Source organism: Cronobacter turicensis (assembly GCF_041222865.1).
In the GTDB taxonomy this organism is placed as follows: domain Bacteria; phylum Pseudomonadota; class Gammaproteobacteria; order Enterobacterales; family Enterobacteriaceae; genus Cronobacter; species Cronobacter turicensis.
On sequence record NZ_CP165997.1, the window covers coordinates 3,473,468 to 3,490,716 of the forward strand.

Below are 17,249 nucleotides of genomic sequence, written 5' to 3' on the forward strand. Positions count from 1 at the left end.
GGTTATGTCTTTCAAGTTTAAAACCTTTGCGGCAGTAGGCGCCCTTCTCGGCACGCTGGCCCTGGCAGGTTGCGGTCAGGAAGAAAAAGATCCGAACCATATTAAAGTGGGCGTGATTGTGGGTGCGGAACAGCAGGTTGCTGAAGTCGCCAAAAAAGTCGCCAAAGAGAAATATGGTCTGGATGTCGAGCTGGTCACCTTTAACGACTATGTGCTGCCGAACGAAGCGCTGAGCAAAGGCGATATCGACGCTAACGCCTTCCAGCACAAACCGTATCTGGATCAGCAGATCAAAGACCGCGGCTACAAGCTGGTTTCCGTCGGCAACACTTTCGTGTACCCGATCGCCGGTTACTCCCGCAAAATTAAATCGCTGGATGACCTGCAACCGGGCGCGCAGGTCGCCGTACCGAACGATCCGACCAACCTTGGCCGTTCCCTGCTGCTGCTGCAGAAAGTGGGTCTTATCAAGCTGAAAGACGATATCGGCCTGCTGCCGACCGTACTGGATATCACCGAAAACCCGAAAAACCTGAAGATTGTCGAACTCGAAGCACCGCAGCTGCCGCGCTCGCTGGATGACGACCAGATTGCCCTTGCGGTGATTAACACCACCTACGCCAGCCAGATCAACCTGACCCCGGCGAAAGATGGCATCTTCGTGGAAGACAAAGATTCTCCGTACGTGAACATGATTGTGACCCGCGAAGATAACAAAGACGCGGAAAACGTGAAGAAATTCGTTCAGGCTTACCAGTCTGACGAAGTGAATGAAGCCGCAAATAAAGTCTTTAACGGCGGCGCCGTCAAAGGCTGGTAAGCCGTTTTGATTGCTGACGGTTATAATTTCAGGACGGGCTTAAGCCCGTCTTGTTATTTCTGCAAGCTCCTGATTCAATAAGCCACGTTTTTATCACCGACGAGGAATTATTATGCGTGCTTTACCGATCTGTCTTTTAGCATTCATCCTGAGCGGCTGTTCCGTGCTAAACAGATCCCCTGTAGAACCTGTTCAAAGCACCGCGTCGCCGCAAAAATCCGAGCCTGTTCGCCAGAAAACGGTTCGCCCTGCTCCGGTAAAAATCTATACCAACGCTGCAGATCTGGTCGGCAAACCCTTCCGCGATTTAGGCGAAGTGAGTGGTGAATCCTGCCAGGCCACTAACCAGGACTCTCCGCCGAATATCCCGACGGCCCGTAAGCGTCTGCAGATCAACGCCTCTAAAATGAAAGCGAACGCCGTTCTGCTGCACAGCTGTGAAGTCACCAGCGGCACGCCGGGCTGCTACCGCCAGGCCGTTTGCGTAGGCTCTGCCCTTAGCGTTCCGACCAAATGACCACCTTTGCCTTTGAGCAAATTGGTGTCATTCGCTCGCCTTATAAAGAAAAATTCGCCGTGCCGCGCCAGCCAGGACTGGTCAACAGCGCGCGCGGCGAGCTGCATTTAATCGCGCCTTATAACCAGCCTGACGCCATGCGCGGGCTGGAGGCGTTTAGCCATATCTGGGTCGTGTTTGTTTTCCATCAAACGATGGAAGGCGGCTGGCGCCCTACCGTGCGTCCTCCGCGTCTTGGCGGCAATGCCAGAATGGGCGTTTTCGCCACGCGCTCTACCTTTCGCCCGAACCCCGTCGGCATGTCGCTGGTGGAACTTCAGAGCATCCGCTGCGAAAAAGACCGCGTGATCCTGACGCTCGGCGGACTGGATCTGGTGGACGGCACGCCGGTGATAGATATCAAACCCTATCTCCCGTTCGCCGAAGCGTTGCCTGACGCGCGCGCGGGCTATGCCCGGGAGGCGCCGGATGCCGCAGTGCCGGTCGCCTTTACCGAGGACATCGCGCACGCCCTGCCGCACCTTGAGAAGCGCTACCCAAATCTTGGCCAGTTCATCGTTGAAGTGCTCGCCCAGGATCCGCGTCCGGCTTACCGTAAAGATGAGGAAACCGGCAAAAGCTACGCCGTCTGGTTGCTCGATTTCAATGTCCGCTGGCGTGTGACGCCGCAGGGCTTTGAAGTCTACGCGCTGGAGCCGCGTTAATTTCCGTAGCCTCTCTTTTGGCGGCCCATTCTCACTGGTACACTAAACCACTTTTTTGTGTCAGGCTTTACAGTGCCTGAATTCACACGTTCAAACGGAACCGTAACAACATGCGTACTAGCCAATATCTGCTCTCCACTCTGAAGGAGACACCTGCCGACGCGGAGGTTATCAGCCACCAGCTGATGCTGCGCGCCGGGATGATCCGCAAGCTGGCCTCCGGGTTATACACCTGGCTGCCGACCGGCCTGCGCGTCCTGAAAAAAGTCGAAAATATCGTGCGTGAAGAGATGAACAACGCCGGTGCTATCGAGGTGTCGATGCCAGTGGTTCAGCCTGCTGAACTGTGGCAGGAGAGCGGCCGCTGGGAGCAGTACGGTCCGGAGCTGCTGCGCTTTGTCGATCGCGGCGATCGCGCGTTTGTGCTTGGCCCGACGCACGAAGAAGTCATCACCGATCTGATCCGCAACGAGCTGAGCTCTTACAAACAACTGCCGCTCAACTTCTATCAGATCCAGACCAAATTCCGTGACGAAGTGCGCCCGCGTTTCGGCGTGATGCGCTCGCGCGAGTTCCTGATGAAAGACGCCTACTCTTTCCATACCACGCAGGAATCGCTGCAGCAGACCTACGACGCGATGTATGACGCCTACAGCAAAATCTTTACCCGCATGGGGCTCGATTTCCGCCCGGTGCAGGCGGATACCGGCTCGATTGGCGGCAGCGCGTCTCACGAATTCCAGGTGCTGGCGCAGAGCGGCGAAGACGATATCGTGTTCTCCGACACCTCGGATTTCGCCGCCAACATTGAACTCGCCGAAGCGGTTGCCCCGCTGACCCCGCGCGCGGCGGCAACGCAGGAAATGACGCTGGTCGATACGCCGAACGCGAAAACCATCGCCGAGCTGGTTGAGCAGTTCAGCCTGCCGGTTGAGAAAACCGTGAAAACCCTTCTGGTGAAAGCCGCTGAAGGCAGCGATTTCCCGCTGGTGGCGCTGCTGGTACGCGGCGACCACGAACTGAACGAAGTGAAAGCCGAAAAACTGGCGCAGGTCGCCAGCCCGCTGACGTTCGCCACAGAGGCCGAAATCCGCGCCGCGGTTAACGCAGGTCCGGGTTCGCTTGGCCCGGTGAATATGCCAGTGCCGGTCGTGATTGACCGCAGCGTGGCCGCGATGAGCGATTTCGCCGCAGGCGCGAACATCGACGGCAAACACTACTTCGGCATCAACTGGGATCGCGACGTGGCGACGCCGCAGGTTGCCGATATCCGCAACGTTGTAGCCGGCGATCCGAGCCCGGATGGTCAGGGCACGCTGCTTATCAAACGCGGTATTGAAGTAGGCCATATTTTCCAGCTTGGCACCAAATACTCCGACGCGCTGAAAGCCTCCGTACAGGGCGAAGATGGCCGTAACCAGGTGCTGACCATGGGCTGCTACGGCATCGGCGTAACGCGCGTGGTGGCGGCGGCGATTGAGCAGAACCATGACGATCGCGGTATCGTCTGGCCGGACGCGATTGCGCCGTTCCAGGTCGCGATTCTGCCAATGAACATGCACAAATCTTTCCGCGTGCAGGAGCTGGCGGAGAAACTCTACGCTGAGCTGCGCGCCAAAGGCATCGATGTGCTGATGGATGATCGTAAAGAACGTCCGGGCGTGATGTTCGCCGACATGGAGCTTATCGGCATTCCACACACGGTGGTGATTGGCGATCGCAACCTCGACAACGACGAGATTGAATACAAATACCGTCGCGACGGCGAGAAGAAGATGATCAAAACCGGCGACATCCTTGATTACCTGGTGGCGAATGTGAAGCGCTAAGCGCTTTCCACGTTGCATTAAAAAGGCCCTCCATGGAGGGCCTTTTTCTTATCGGCTTACCTGTCACCGGTACGGGTGGTCGCAATCTTTGCCGGGCTTAAACGCCACTTTGCGGTCGGCCACCAGACGCTTTTGCACCGCGCCATTAGCCGGGTCAACCGTCATCGTGAAGTGCGCTTCCACCACCAGCAGTACCGGTTTCTGGCTCGCGCCGCGGGCGCTCTGGTAATCATGCGCCAGCACCGCATGATTCGCCACGCCCGTCTCGCGCCCGGTGGCGCAGTCGGTAAAGGTGGCTGCATTCGCGCCGTGCTGATACATCCCCGTCATTGTCATCGGGGTTTGCGGCAGCGGGTCGCTGACCGGATCCAGTCGATAATTCAGCGACGATTTAATTGGGTTGCCTTCCCGGTCGAGCATCTCCAGCGCCTCGCCGCGCGCGCGGAAATAGTTTTTCTCACCCTGGCTGTCGGTGAGCACCAGCTTATCGGCGGTGCGCGCCCAGGTGCCGTAAGAGGCGAACACCGCCTGACCTTTCGCACCCAGATAGTGTTGATTCATCACCCAGGTGCCGTCTTTCTCTAAAAACAGCGCGGTCTCGATGCCTTCGCAATCGGCGCAGGGCAGCACGCCTTTCCAGCTCTGCTGCATCGGCTTCAGCTCTGCGGCGCTGGTCGGCGCTAAGGTCTGCATTTCTGCCCGGTTGTTACAGCCAAACAGCGCAAACAGGCTTAAGGCCGCCGCTGCGCAAAAAATGAGTTTTTTCACCGTATTTCCTTATCGTTCGTGGCGCTTTTAATCCGGCATACCGCGCACTTTACCCCGCATGGCTTTGGTGGCGGACTTATGGGTTTTCGCCTCCAGGCGGCGCACTTTCGAAGCGCGCGTCGGGCGAGTCTCCTTTCGACGCTTTTGCGTAGCAGTAAGTTCCCGGACCAGCATAACAAGACGCGCCAGCGCCGCCTCGCGGTTCATCTCCTGGCTGCGATACTCCTGCGCCTTGATAATCACCACGCCCTCGGCGGTGATCAGATGATGACTCGCCGCCAGCAGGCGCGCTTTCCATTCATCCGGCAGGCTGGAGGCGTTGATATCAAACCGCAGGTGAATGGCCGTCGAGCTTTTATTCACATGCTGCCCGCCCGCGCCCTGCGCCCGGATGGCGCTGAACGTCACCTCTTCATCGGGCACCGCCACGCTTCGCGAAAACGTGATCATGCCTGACCTTGCCAGACGGCGGGATGAAGCTCCAGGCTTTCCTCGCCGCCGGAAAGCCAGATGATGCCTTCCTGCAACGTGGCCTGTAACGTCATGGTTCTCTGTGCCAGCGCGCTCAGTTGGGCGAGCTGTTCATCATTGATATTCCAGATAGTCAGGTTTTTATACTGCCGCAGCTTATCCTGATTCTGCTGCCACCAGACCTGCGCTGCGCGGTCATTATAGGTAAACAGCGCCACCTGCTGCGACTGGCTCGCCGCCTTCTTGAGGCGCCGCTCTTCCGGCAGCCCGAGCTCAATCCAGAGATCGATGCCGAGATGATCGTTACGCAGCCAGATCTCCGGCTCGTCATCGGCGCACAGCCCGCGGGTGAACTGCAACCGCTCGTCGGCGTACATCATCCAGGCCAGCAGACGCAGCATCATCCGCTCCTGCGTTTCCGAAGGATGACGCGCCAGCGTCAGGTTGATGTCGAGGAATTGCTGCCGGTCGAGATCGGCCACATTGACCGCCGCTTTATAAATGGTTGCTTTTAACGCCATAGGGCCCCCTGAAAAGTTGGGGGGTATTGTAGCCCAATACGCGTCGGCTGGCTGCCGATTCAAGCGGAGCGCGGTAACGCCGCCACAGCCTGCGCTATGGCTCTGATGACTATGGTATAGTCACCTTGCTAAACAGAGTTTAACTACGTAGGCTTAGACTTGCATCCCGCGGTGAAGTCTGTCGTCAGGCTCTGACAGGAGGGTATGTGGATAAATATTGTGAATTAATACGACAGCGCTATTCGCAGATAGCCAGCGGCGATCTGGGGTACATTCCCGACGCGCTGGGCTGCGTATTAAGGGCTCTGAATGAGGTGGCCTCTGATGAAGCCCTCTCAGAGTCGGTCAGGGAACAGGCGGCGTATGCTGCCGCGAACTTACTGGTGAGCGATTATGTCAATGAATGATGCCTATCAACCCATCAATTGCGATGACTATGACAACCTCGAGCTCGCCTGCCAGCATCACTTATTACTGACGCTGGAACTTAAAAGCGGCGAGGTCATTAAGGCCAAAGCGCAGGATCTGGTTACGCGCAAAAACGTCGAATATTTAATTGCTGATGAAGCCGGAGCCGAGCGCGAAGTGCGTCTCGACAAAATTGCGAGCTTCAGCCATCCACAAATCGGTACGGTGGTCGTTAGCGAATCCTGACGCGCGTTCCACCCTGACGGGCAGCCCTGGCGGCTGCCCGTTTTTTCTCAGGGCTTCTGCCCGGCATAGTAAGCCGCCAGATTGGCGATATCTTCATCCGACAGCCCACTCACATACGCCTTCATGATTTCCGCCTGTCCGCCGCTGCGCTCGCCTTTTTTATATGCCTGAAGCGCGTGTTCAAGATACGCCTCATTTTGCCCCGCGAGATTAGGATACAGGGGCGCGCTGGCTTTCCCGGACGCGCCGTGGCAGGCGACGCACATGACCGCTTTCCCCTCACCCGCCGCCGCATCGCCTTTGGCCTGGGCCGCCAGGCTTAGCGCCATCAGGCTCGCCAGCAACATGCCATGTTTAATCATCGTTATGCTCCTTATGCCAGGCCAGCATCCAGCCCGGTTCGTTCTGCGTCTGGCCCTCACGGGTAATAAACAGGCCGGGCGCGCAAATGGGTCGCTCATCATAAAACAGGACAGGCGTAAGTTCGCGTCGCCAGGGCGGCACCTGAAGTTCCTGCCAGAGTTTTTTCAGCGTGCGCCCGCGATCGCGCCCGACGATATACAACATCCCCGGCGCGCTGAAGCGCACTGAGACTGACTCGCCGGGACGCGGCGGACGCACGGCGTCGCCTGCCTCGCCGAAACTCAGGCGGCCCAGCGCCTCCGGCAGGGGCAACGCCACATGCGGATCGGGCCAGGCAAGCACCGTCTGGCGCTGCCCCTGCCGCGCTCTGATCCACCACAGCCGCCCCTGATAACGCCGTGCCTCATAGTCGCCGGATTTAAGGCGCGGCGCGGCATCCTCACGGCTCTGCGCCACTTCATCCCAGAGACGTTGCAGCGTGGCGCGGGCGGGCATCGGCGCATTCAGCGCGGCCAGCCAGCGGCGCAGCAGCGCGGCGCGTTTTATCTCGCTCATGGTTTCGAGCGGCGCGATAGCCAGCGTTTTGCCGTCCATCAGCGCGGCAAGCTCCGGCGCCAGCAGTTCATCCAGCAGCTGCTCCTGCTCGCCGCAGAGTTGCGCGCTGCGCGCCGCCGCCTGGGTGAAGTGCGGCCAGCGCGCTTGCAGCGCAGGCAGAATGCGCAGGCGTAAAAAGTTGCGATCGAAGCGATCGTCCTGGTTGCTTTCATCATCGATCCACAGAAGCTGGTGACGATCGGCCCACGCCTCCAGCTGCGCGCGCGACGTATTCAGCAGCGGGCGCAGGATAGCGCTTCCCGCAAACGGCAGTTCGGCAGGCATTGCCGCCAGCCCCGCCGGACCGCTGCCGCGCTTGAGCGCCAGCAGCAGGGTTTCACACTGGTCATCAAGATGCTGCGCCGTGACCAGCGCTTCGCCCGGCAAAAGCGCCGCTTCAAACGCCTGGTAGCGCGCTTTGCGCGCCTGCGCCTCAAGGCCGAGCCCATCCTGCGCCAGTTCCACATATGCCAGCTCAAACGGCACCTGCCAGCGGTGGCAGATCGCCTGACAGTGCGCCGCCCAACGGTCGGCGTTCGGGCTGATGCCATGATGAACGTGGATGGCGCGCAGGCGCAGTTCAGGATGCGTCTCGCGCAACCGCACCAGTTGGTGGAGCAATACCGTCGAATCGAGCCCGCCGCTGTAAGCCACCAGCAGCTGGCGTCGGCCCCGCAGGGCAGAGAGCAGAGAAGTGTCCATTACGTCGAAAGAAAGAAGGGCCATTGCCAGGCAACTTACCGGGCAATGGCGCCGGGAGCAAGCGTTACTGCTGGTAGAGTTCCAGCGGAAGGCCGTCCGGATCGTTAAAGAATGTGAAGCGCTTGCCGGTGAGCGGATCCACACGTACCGCCTCGCACGTCACGCCGCGGCTTTCCAGAAACGCCACCGCCCTCTCGACATCATCCACGCTGAACGCGAGATGGCGCAAACCGCAGGCTTCCGGACGGCTTGGCCGCGCGGGCGGAAACGGAAACGAGAAAAGCTCGATCACATACTGCCCGTTCAGCGCCAGATCGCCCTTCCAGGAATCGCGCGCCTCACGGTAAACCTCCGACTGCAGAGTAAACCCCAGAGTGTCGCAGTAGAACGCTTTGCTGCGGTGGTAATCCGTCGCGATAATGGCGATATGGTGAATCTGTTTTAAACCCAGCATAATCCCTCCTTATGATTGTCTGGCACGTTACTGAGCCTGATGCGGCAAAACAAGGGGTTACTCGCTTTTTAGGACACGTACCCTATAGACGCCGTCTTCGCCGCACTTCGCCCCGTGGATATCCGTTTCAAAGCCGGGATAGTGTCTGCCGATGGAGCAGAGCATGAGCAGGAAATCGAGTACTGCGCGCGAATCTTCCGTGATCATCTCGCCAGGCATCACCAGCGGCACGCCGGGCGGATATGGCAGGATCATATTGGCGGACACCCGCCCGATCAGCTTCTCAATCTCCACCGTTTCCACATTGCCCTTCACCTGCTGCTGATACATTTCATGCGGCGTCATTTTCATTTCTGGCAAGACGTCAAACGCGCGCAGCATCAGATCCGGCAGATCGTGCTGCTGGATAAGCTTGTGGATCCCCTGTGCTAACTCCTGCACGCGCATGTTGCGGTAGAAGTCCGGATCTTCCGCCCAGAGATCGGGCAGCATGTTTTTCACCCGCAGATTAAGGTCATAAGCGCGCTTAAACTCCGTCAGCCCGCGCAGCAGGCCCATCGCGCGGGTTTTATCGATGCCGATACTGAACAGGAACAACAAGTTGTACGGCCCGGTTTTCTCCACCACCACGCCGCGTTCGTCGAGGTATTTCGCCACGAGAGCCGCAGGGATCCCCTCTTTCTCCATATTGCCCTGCGCGTCCATGCCCGGCGTCAGAATAGTGACCTTTACCGGATCGAGATACATATGATCGTGGTCAGCATGGGTAAAGCCGTGCCAGTCATCGCCGGGCGTGATGGGCCAGCAGTCCGCTTCGTCAATCTCCTCCGGCTGCCAGATATCGAAGAACCAGCTGTCGGTTTCTTCACGAAGACGCTGCACCTCTTTACGAAAATGCAGCGCCCGCTCCACCGAGCGGTTGATCAAGCGGCGGCCCGGATTGCCGCGCAGCATCGCCGCGGCGGTTTCAATGGACGCCACCAGCGGATAGCTCGGCGAGGTAGTGGTGTGCATCATGTACGCTTCGTTGAACGTCTCTTCGTCATAGTCGCCTTTAATGTGGATCAGCGACGCCTGCGACAGCGCCGCCAGCATTTTGTGGGTCGACTGGGTTTCAAAGAATACTTTACCGGGCACGCGCTCGCCGCTCATGCCGCTCTTGCCTTTGTAGATCGGGTGAAAATGGGTATAGGGCACCCAGGCGGAATCAAAATGGATCGAGGGTACGTCCAGCGTCTGTTTGATCCAGTTGGTGTTATACAGCAACCCGTCATAGGTGGAGTTGGTGATGACCGCATGAACCGGCCAGCTGGCGTCCGGGGTTTGCGCCACTTTTTGGGCAATCGACTCGCGGGTAAATTCCCGCTTCGGAATGCCGCCAAGAATGCCGAGCGCGTTGCGAGTGGGCTTGAGCCACAGCGGCACAATATTGCTCATCATCAGCAGATGCGTGAGCGACTTATGGCAGTTGCGATCGATGAGTACCGTGCTGCCGGCGTGCGCGGCGTACATCCCGATTATCTTATTAGAGGTGGACGTGCCGTTGGTCACCATATAACTCTGTTCGGCCCCGAAGGTGCGGGCGATATACTCTTCCGCCTCCAGATGCGGTCCGGTGTGATCGAGCAGCGATCCCAGCTCGGTGACGGAGATCGAGACATCCGCCTTTAGCGTGTTGCCACCGAAAAAATCATAAAACAGGCAGCCGACCGGGCTTTTCTGATACGCCGTGCCGCCCATATGGCCCGGCGTGCAAAACGTGTATTTGCCCTCTTTCACATACGTGAACAGCGCTTTAGTAAACGGCGGCGTGATGTTGTCGAGATACTCCTGGGTGTACTGGCGAATGCGCGTCGCGATGTCGTCGGCAATGCCCAGCGAATATTCGAAAAACCAGAGCGCCATGCGCATCTCATTCGCGCTGACATCAAGCGTAGAGTGCGTATTGATAAACGCATAGAGCGGCAAATACTCGTTGAGCTGATTGATTTCACAGCACAAATCGAGACTGTACTCATCCCAGTCGAAAATGACGCCGCAGATGCGCGGGTTGTGCTCGATAAACTTCAGCAGATCGTTACTGTTTTTCGGCCAGATTAGCTGAAAGCCCTGCTGCTGGAGCGCCGCCTGCAACTCTTTCATCGGCTCGTCTTTATAGAAAACGCCGTGCGGCCCCATGATGGCGATGATGTTCACTGCTTACCCCCTGGCAAAAAAAACCGTCTGGTAAGCATAGTTGAGCGAAGCGGAACAACAGGCGAGAAGGCAAAAAACCTGGCATACGCTTTTCGCCTTCTCGTGAGTCGTCAAAAATTGAAAGCCAGCCCGCAGGCTGGCTTTTCCCTTACAGCGCGTCCCAGGCATCCTGCCAGTTCAGGCCTGCGCCAGGCTCATAGTAAGCCGGCGCCACGCTGCACCAGCCGCCCGCCGGGAACGGTTTGCACTGGTAGAGCGCGCCATGGTTAAGCACGATGTCGCCCGGCTTCCAGCTCTGGCTGGCACTCCACGACGGATAGCTCACCGGACCGGCGTCCGGCGTTTTGGCTTTCGCTTTCACGTTGAGGACATAGCTAGTGGTATCGCTCAGCTTGCCATCGTCCACTTTCAGGCTGATGGTGTACTGCGCGTCGCTGGAGCTCTCCGGCGCAGTGAAGGTTACTACGTTCTTGTCTTTGCCGCTCAGCGTCTGCCCGGTCTGCGCCATCCAGGTGTAGGTCAGCGCATCGCCGTTTTCATCGCTGGAGCCGGTGGCGCTCAACGAAACTTTACTGCCCGATTCCACCGCGCCCACAGGGCCGCTGATACGCGCGATCGGCGCTACGTTGCCGCCAGAAGGCGTCGGAGACGGTTGCGGTTGAGGTTGTGGTTCAGGCTGCGGCGCGGGCGTCGTGCCGCCCGAGGCGTCGTTGACGATGTTCACGTTAAAGTGGTTCTGCACGCATTTAGCGTAATCCCCCTCTTTGAACGCGCTGAACGGCGTCTGATAACCCACCAGCTGGCAGGCATAAGCCTGGCCGTCCGGCGTGGTGGTGCTCCAGCTCCAGTCCATCTCCCAGTAAATAGGCAACGCACCCGAGCCGCCCGCATCGAACTGCTTCATTTTCTTACAGCCGAGCACTTCATCCGCCGGGACCGGCACCTTCAGGTATTTGGCAAACTCTTTGTAATACGCGATACGGTTAAGCGACTGGGCGTTTTCCGCCTCGCCGCCGCACTCCACGCCGCCGTTGATAATCTGAATGGTGACGCCAAAACCGGGCACCAGCCCGCTCTCTTTATCGTGTTCATTCGGTATCCAGGTGCCGTCGATCACATGCAGCATGCCGGGTTTAGGGGGTTGCGGATAGACGAAGAAAAAGATTGCGCTGGCGAGATTCAGCCAGGTATCGGCGACCATTTCCGGTTTATCAAGCAGCGGACGGACGTCGCCATACATGGCGTCTGAGAATGGCCCGTAGTTGTAGTTATACGAAAGCTGTTTAGCGCCGCGCCCGAAGTAACTCATGTAATCGCCGTCTTTATCCCGGCCGCACGGCCAGGTCTGCCCCTGCCATGTATCCGGATTACATTCGCCGTTATAGCCGCCCTTCTGCCCCTCGTTCCAGCCCATTTCGCGCAGATAGACCAGCGCCTGCCGCCACTCCGGCTGCTCGCGCCAGCTCTCATGGCCGCCGGTTTCCTGCGCGAAGTGCGCGAACATGGTGGCGAGCGATTTCCGACAAATAGCCTCGGCGTTGCGCCCGCCACTGTAATTGCCGCACACCGCCGGGAATTTGCCGACGGCTTTCAGGAAATTCGTATAGGTGTATTCCGGCGCGCGCAGCGGAAAGAGAAACTCCCAGTCCTGGGCGGTGAGGATTTTCTCGACGCGTTTGACGTTATCCGGGTTCGCGGCGCGCCCCGGCGCTATCTGTTCGACCTGCGCGTTATCCAGCGTGCGGATAGCGCCTTTTACCGACTGCATCAGTGGAAAATTACTCAGCTCCTGCTCTTTTTTAGTGAGGTCGCTGGCGTTGATGGTGTAAGGCGTACTGCTGCTGAGCAGCGGCGCGGCCAGCGCCTGCGAGCCTGCGAAAAACCCTGCGGCGCCAATCGCCGCGATTTTTACTATTTCCATTCCGGTGTCCCCTTGTGGTTGTGGTTCACCAGCGAGTGTAGGAAGGAAGAAAGACGGGGTATCTCACGTTAACTCATTGCAAAAATCACATTTCATCAGCGGCGAGCGCCCATAAAAAAGGGCCGCTTGCGCGACCCTCATTGAGATTTTTATCCGCCGTTTATCAGGCGTAACCGTAGCTCATCAGACGCTGATAGCGGCGGTTGAGCAGATCGTCTTTGCTCAGCACGTCGAGATCGGCGAGATCCGCCAGCAGCTGCGCTTTCAGCGACTGCGCCATGACTTCCGGGTTGCGGTGCGCGCCGCCCAGCGGTTCAGGGATCACGCTGTCGATAAGTTTCAGCTCTTTCAGGCGCGGCGCGATGATACCCATCGCTTCCGCCGCGATCGGCGCTTTATCGGCGCTTTTCCACAGAATGGAGGCGCAGCCTTCCGGTGAGATAACGGAATAGGTGCTGTATTGCAGCATATTCACTTTATCGCCAACGCCGATAGCCAGCGCGCCGCCGGAGCCGCCTTCACCGATAACGGTGCAGATAACCGGCACTTTCAGGCGAGACATTTCACGCAGGTTACGGGCGATAGCCTCAGACTGACCTCGCTCTTCCGCGCCCACGCCCGGGTACGCGCCAGGGGTGTCGATGAAGGTCACGATCGGCATGTTGAAGCGCTCGGCCATTTCCATCAGGCGCAGCGCCTTACGGTAACCCTCCGGCGCCGGCATCCCGAAGTTGCGGCGAATTTTCTCTTTGGTTTCGCGCCCTTTCTGGTGGCCAATGATCATCACCGGACGCCCGTCCAGACGCGCGATGCCGCCCACGATCGCTTTGTCGTCGGCATAGGCGCGATCGCCTGCCAGCTCGTCAAACTCCTCAAAGGCCAGGCGGACATAATCCAGGGTATAGGGGCGCTGCGGATGACGCGCCAGCTGGGCAATTTGCCAGGCTCCCAGATCGGCGAAGATTTTACGCGTCAGTTCTACGCTCTTTTCGCGCAGACGATGCACCTCTTCATCGATGTTAATATCCAGTTTCTCATCCTGACGGCTAACCGCAGTCAGGGAATCGATTTTCGCTTCCAGCTCTGCAATCGGCTGTTCAAAATCAAGGAAATTCAGACTCATAGTATTCCTGTATTAGTCAAACTCCAGTTCCACCTGCTCCGAACCTGGCAGGCCACGCGGGTTGAGTCCAGCGATTCAGGCGCCCGGAACCTGATGCAGCGCATCAGTCAAACTCCAGTTCCACCTGCTCCGAACCAATCAGGCCACGCAGATCGTTGAGTAAACGATCGTTCGGAGAGACACGCCACGTCGCGCCAAAGCGCAGCCGGGCGCGTGCATCCGCCCTCTGATAGTAGAGATGTACTGGAATGGTTCCCGAACGGTGGGGTTCCAGAGACTGACGGAGTCGGTTTAAAAGCTGGTCATCAATTTGCCTGTCCGTCAGCGAGATAGCAAGCCCGCGCGCATACTTTTCGCGGGCTTCGTCAATGTCCATGACTTCACGGGCGGTCATTTTAAGGCCCCCACTGAAGTCATCAAAGCTGACCTGTCCGCTGACGATAAGGATTCGGTCTTTTTCCAGCAGATGCTGGTATTTTTCCAGAGCATCGGTGAACAACATCACTTCAAGACGCCCGGAACGGTCATCCAGCGTACAGATGCCGATACGATTGCCGCGCTTGGTGACCATAACCCGCGCGGCAATTATCAAACCCGCCGCCGTGGTCACTTTGCCACGTTCGGTAGGATGCATATCTTTTAAGCGCATGCCGCCGACATAGCGCTCGATCTCTTTCAGGTACTGGTTGATGGGGTGACCGGTGAGATACAGCCCCAGCGTTTCACGCTCGCCATCCAGCACCACCTGCTCCGGCCACGGCTGGCAGCTGGCGTAGGATTGCTCGATTTGCTCCGGCTCTTCCGCCAGTACGCCGAACATATCCGCCTGGCCGATAGCCTCGGCTTTCGCATGTTGATCCGCCGCTTTCAGCGCGTCGCCGAGCGAATTCATCAGCGCGGCGCGGTGCGGCCCGAGGCGGTCGAACGCCCCGGACATGATCAGTTTTTCCAGTACGCGGCGGTTGAGCTTTTTGGTGTCGGTACGGGCACAGAGATCGAACAGCTCGCGGAAGTAGCCGTCTTTATTACGCGCCTCGATGATGGCCTCGATGGGGCCTTCGCCGACGCCTTTAATCGCGCCGATGCCGTAGACAATCTCCCCGTCATCGTTGACGTGGAAATGGTACAGCCCGGAGTTGATATCCGGCGGCAGGATCTTAAGCCCCATGCGCCAGCACTCATCCACCAGCCCAACCACTTTATCGGTGTTGTCCATATCGGCGGTCATGACCGCCGCCATAAACTCCGCCGGATAGTGGGCTTTAAGCCACAGCGTCTGGTAGGAAACCAAAGCATAGGCGGCAGAGTGCGATTTGTTAAATCCGTACCCGGCGAATTTCTCCACCAGGTCAAAGATTTTCATCGCCAGCTCGCCGTCGACGCCGTTATTTTTCGCGCCATCTTCGAAGATGGAGCGCTGCTTGGCCATCTCTTCGGGTTTCTTTTTACCCATCGCGCGACGGAGCATATCCGCGCCGCCGAGGGTATAACCCGAAAGCACCTGGGCTATCTGCATCACCTGTTCCTGATACAGAATGATGCCGTAGGTCGGCTCAAGCACCGGCTTCAGGCTCTCGTGCTGCCACTGAATATCCGGGTAAGAGATGGCTTCGCGCCCGTGCTTACGGTCGATAAAATTATCTACCATGCCCGACTGCAGCGGTCCCGGGCGGAACAGCGCCACCAGGGCTATCATATCTTCGAAGCAGTCCGGCTGTAGACGCTTGATAAGATCTTTCATGCCGCGCGATTCAAGCTGGAAGACCGCGGTGGTTTCCGAGCGCTGCAACATGTCGAAGCTTTTCTTGTCATCCAGCGGGATGGCCGCGATATCGATCGGCTCCAGCCCTTGCTTCGCGCGCCGGGCGTTAATCATATCCAGCGCCCAGTTGATAATGGTGAGCGTGCGCAGACCTAAGAAGTCGAACTTCACCAGGCCCGCGTATTCGACATCGTTTTTATCAAACTGCGTGACCGGATGATGGCCCATCTCGTCGCAATACAGCGGCGCGAAGTCGGTAATTTTGGTCGGCGCGATCACGACCCCACCGGCGTGTTTACCGGCGTTGCGCGTCACCCCTTCGAGCTTACGTGCCATGTCGATGAGAGCTTTGACCTCTTCATCGGCATCGTAAATTTCCTGTAGCTGCGGTTCGGCTTCGAACGCTTTCGCAAGCGTCATACCCGGATCGGGCGGCACCAGTTTAGAGATGCGATCGACAAACCCGTAAGGGTGCCCCAGCACGCGGCCTACGTCGCGAATAACCGCTTTCGCCGCCATGGTGCCGAAGGTGATAATCTGGGAAACCGCGTCGCGACCATACATGTCCGCCACGTGCTCAATCACCTGGTCGCGTTTTTCCATGCAGAAATCGACGTCGAAGTCGGGCATGGAGACACGTTCCGGGTTGAGGAAACGTTCGAACAGCAGATCAAACTCCAGCGGATCGAGATCGGTGATTTTCAGCGCGTACGCCACCAACGATCCCGCGCCCGAACCACGGCCCGGCCCTACCGGAATGCCGTTATCCTTCGACCACTGGATAAACTCCATCACGATCAGGAAGTAACCGGGGAAGCCCATCTGGTTGATAACCTGGAGTTCGATCTCCAGGCGCTCGTCATAGGGCGGACGCTTCTGTACGCGCTCTTCCGGGTCCGGGAACAGGAACTCAAGGCGTTCTTCCAGACCTTCTTTCGATTTCATGACCAGGAAATCTTCGGTAGTCATGTCGCCGGTCGGGAATTGCGGCAAGAAATATTCGCCAAGACGCACCGTCACGTTACAGCGGCGGGCAATCTCCACGCTGTTTTCCAGCGCTTCCGGGAGATCGGAGAACAGCTCGCACATCTCCTCTTCAGTACGCAGATATTGCTGCGGCGAATAGTGGCGCGGTCTTTTCGGATCATCGAGCGTAAAGCCGTCGTGGATAGCGACGCGAATTTCATGGGCGTCGAAATCGCCGGGCTCAATAAAGCGCACGTCGTTGGTGGCAACGACCGGAACGCCTTTTTCTTCCGCGAGCGCCACCGCCGCATGAAGATAGCGCTCTTCATCCGGACGGCCGGTGCGAACCAGCTCCAGATAATAACGGTCCGGGAAATGTTCCTGATAAAACGCCAGCGCCTGCTCGGCCATGACGTTATTACCACGAAGTAAACACTTACCAACGTCACCCTGACGACCGCCGGAGAGCAGGATCAGCCCTTCGCCCAGCTCCGCCAGCCATTGCTGGTCAATCCACGGGCCGGCCGCGCCATAACCGCGCTGGTAGGCGCGAGAGATAAGCAACGTCAGGTTCTGATAGCCGGTATTGTTCGCCGCCAGCACGGTGATATGCGAGAAATCTTCACCCAGCAGGTCGCACTGCATATTGAAGTCGGCGCCGATAATCGGCTTCATGCCGACGCCATGCGCGCCGCCGTAAAATTTTACCAGCCCGCACAGGTTGGTGAAATCAGTAATGGCAAAGGCAGGCATGCCAAGCGCGGCCGCCTTTTTTACCAGCGGCCCCGTTTTTGCCAGTCCATCGATCATGGAATAGTCACTGTGCACTCTCAGGTGCACAAAACGAGGTTCAGCCATTTCTGTTTCCGGTTAACTCTGTTTCG

The 17,249-nt window shown here is 58.2% G+C and carries 16 protein-coding genes; 6 read left to right on the plus strand and 10 right to left on the minus strand.

Going from position 1 to position 17,249, the window contains the following annotated elements:
* Positions 1–4: 4 nt before the first annotated feature.
* The 4 genes from AB8W27_RS16670 (at position 5) to proS (ending at position 3,870) form a co-directional block, all read left to right on the plus strand.
* Positions 5–820: a MetQ/NlpA family lipoprotein gene (locus tag AB8W27_RS16670; protein WP_007674157.1), complete on the plus strand. Its 816-nt coding sequence runs from the start codon at positions 5–7 to the stop codon at positions 818–820.
* A 112-nt stretch (positions 821–932) separates the two neighbouring features.
* Positions 933–1,337 (plus strand): Rcs stress response system protein RcsF, encoded by a 405-nt coding sequence (rcsF, locus tag AB8W27_RS16675; RefSeq protein ID WP_012815375.1) that lies wholly within the window; start codon positions 933–935, stop codon positions 1,335–1,337.
* Positions 1,334–2,041 (plus strand): tRNA (N6-threonylcarbamoyladenosine(37)-N6)-methyltransferase TrmO, encoded by a 708-nt coding sequence (gene tsaA / locus AB8W27_RS16680; protein WP_012815374.1) that lies wholly within the window; start codon positions 1,334–1,336, stop codon positions 2,039–2,041. Before rcsF ends, tsaA begins: the two co-directional genes overlap by 4 nt.
* Before the next feature lie 110 nt (positions 2,042–2,151).
* Complete coding sequence (gene proS, locus AB8W27_RS16685) at positions 2,152–3,870, plus strand: proline--tRNA ligase (RefSeq protein WP_012815373.1); 1,719 nt, start codon at positions 2,152–2,154, stop codon at positions 3,868–3,870.
* 63 nt (positions 3,871–3,933) lie between these two features.
* On the opposite strand, the gene nlpE is transcribed toward proS, so the two are convergent.
* Genes nlpE through AB8W27_RS16700 form a run of 3 tightly spaced genes read right to left on the minus strand, consistent with a single transcriptional unit; the run spans position 3,934 to position 5,630 of the window.
* Positions 3,934–4,638, minus strand: a complete 705-nt coding sequence (gene nlpE, locus AB8W27_RS16690; RefSeq protein WP_041923219.1) for an envelope stress response activation lipoprotein NlpE — start codon at positions 4,636–4,638, stop codon at positions 3,934–3,936.
* Positions 4,639–4,665: 27 nt separating this feature from the next.
* Positions 4,666–5,088, minus strand: coding sequence for an alternative ribosome rescue aminoacyl-tRNA hydrolase ArfB (gene arfB / locus AB8W27_RS16695; protein ID WP_012815371.1), 423 nt, complete (start codon positions 5,086–5,088; stop codon positions 4,666–4,668).
* Positions 5,085–5,630 carry a YaeQ family protein gene (locus AB8W27_RS16700; RefSeq protein ID WP_041923218.1) on the minus strand — a complete coding sequence of 182 codons (546 nt, stop codon included), beginning with the start codon at positions 5,628–5,630 and terminating at the stop codon, positions 5,085–5,087. The genes arfB and AB8W27_RS16700 overlap by 4 nt, the downstream gene beginning before the upstream one ends.
* Positions 5,631–5,836: 206 nt before the next feature.
* Between AB8W27_RS16700 and AB8W27_RS16705 the strand changes: the two genes are divergently transcribed.
* On the plus strand, positions 5,837–6,037 hold the full coding sequence (locus AB8W27_RS16705) for a YaeP family protein (RefSeq protein WP_007760023.1): 201 nt from the start codon (positions 5,837–5,839) through the stop codon (positions 6,035–6,037).
* Positions 6,024–6,284, plus strand: coding sequence for a Rho-binding antiterminator (gene rof, locus AB8W27_RS16710; RefSeq protein WP_007760020.1), 261 nt, complete (start codon positions 6,024–6,026; stop codon positions 6,282–6,284). The genes AB8W27_RS16705 and rof overlap by 14 nt, the downstream gene beginning before the upstream one ends.
* Positions 6,285–6,331: 47 nt before the next feature.
* Here rof and AB8W27_RS16715 read toward each other — a convergent pair whose 3' ends face one another.
* The 7 genes from AB8W27_RS16715 to dnaE all read right to left on the minus strand — a co-directional run bounded on the left by AB8W27_RS16715 (position 6,332) and on the right by dnaE (position 17,223).
* Positions 6,332–6,646: a cytochrome c gene (locus AB8W27_RS16715; RefSeq protein ID WP_041923217.1), complete on the minus strand. Its 315-nt coding sequence runs from the start codon at positions 6,644–6,646 to the stop codon at positions 6,332–6,334.
* Positions 6,639–7,943, minus strand: a complete 1,305-nt coding sequence (gene tilS / locus AB8W27_RS16720; RefSeq protein WP_041923216.1) for a tRNA lysidine(34) synthetase TilS — start codon at positions 7,941–7,943, stop codon at positions 6,639–6,641. The genes AB8W27_RS16715 and tilS overlap by 8 nt, the downstream gene beginning before the upstream one ends.
* 64 nt (positions 7,944–8,007) lie before the next feature.
* Complete coding sequence (locus AB8W27_RS16725; protein WP_007759960.1) at positions 8,008–8,397, minus strand: VOC family protein; 390 nt, start codon at positions 8,395–8,397, stop codon at positions 8,008–8,010.
* Between the two features lie 57 nt (positions 8,398–8,454).
* The gene (locus AB8W27_RS16730) at positions 8,455–10,593 is read right to left on the minus strand and encodes a lysine decarboxylase LdcC (RefSeq protein WP_012815367.1); all 2,139 of its coding nucleotides are present in this window, start codon (positions 10,591–10,593) and stop codon (positions 8,455–8,457) included.
* A gap of 148 nt (positions 10,594–10,741) precedes the next feature.
* Positions 10,742–12,514 (minus strand): glycoside hydrolase family 19 protein, encoded by a 1,773-nt coding sequence (locus AB8W27_RS16735; RefSeq protein WP_041923215.1) that lies wholly within the window; start codon positions 12,512–12,514, stop codon positions 10,742–10,744.
* Positions 12,515–12,677: 163 nt separating this feature from the next.
* Complete coding sequence (accA, locus tag AB8W27_RS16740; protein WP_012815365.1) at positions 12,678–13,637, minus strand: acetyl-CoA carboxylase carboxyl transferase subunit alpha; 960 nt, start codon at positions 13,635–13,637, stop codon at positions 12,678–12,680.
* A gap of 103 nt (positions 13,638–13,740) precedes the next feature.
* On the minus strand, positions 13,741–17,223 hold the full coding sequence (gene dnaE, locus AB8W27_RS16745) for a DNA polymerase III subunit alpha (protein WP_012815364.1): 3,483 nt from the start codon (positions 17,221–17,223) through the stop codon (positions 13,741–13,743).
* Positions 17,224–17,249 lie beyond the last annotated feature (26 nt).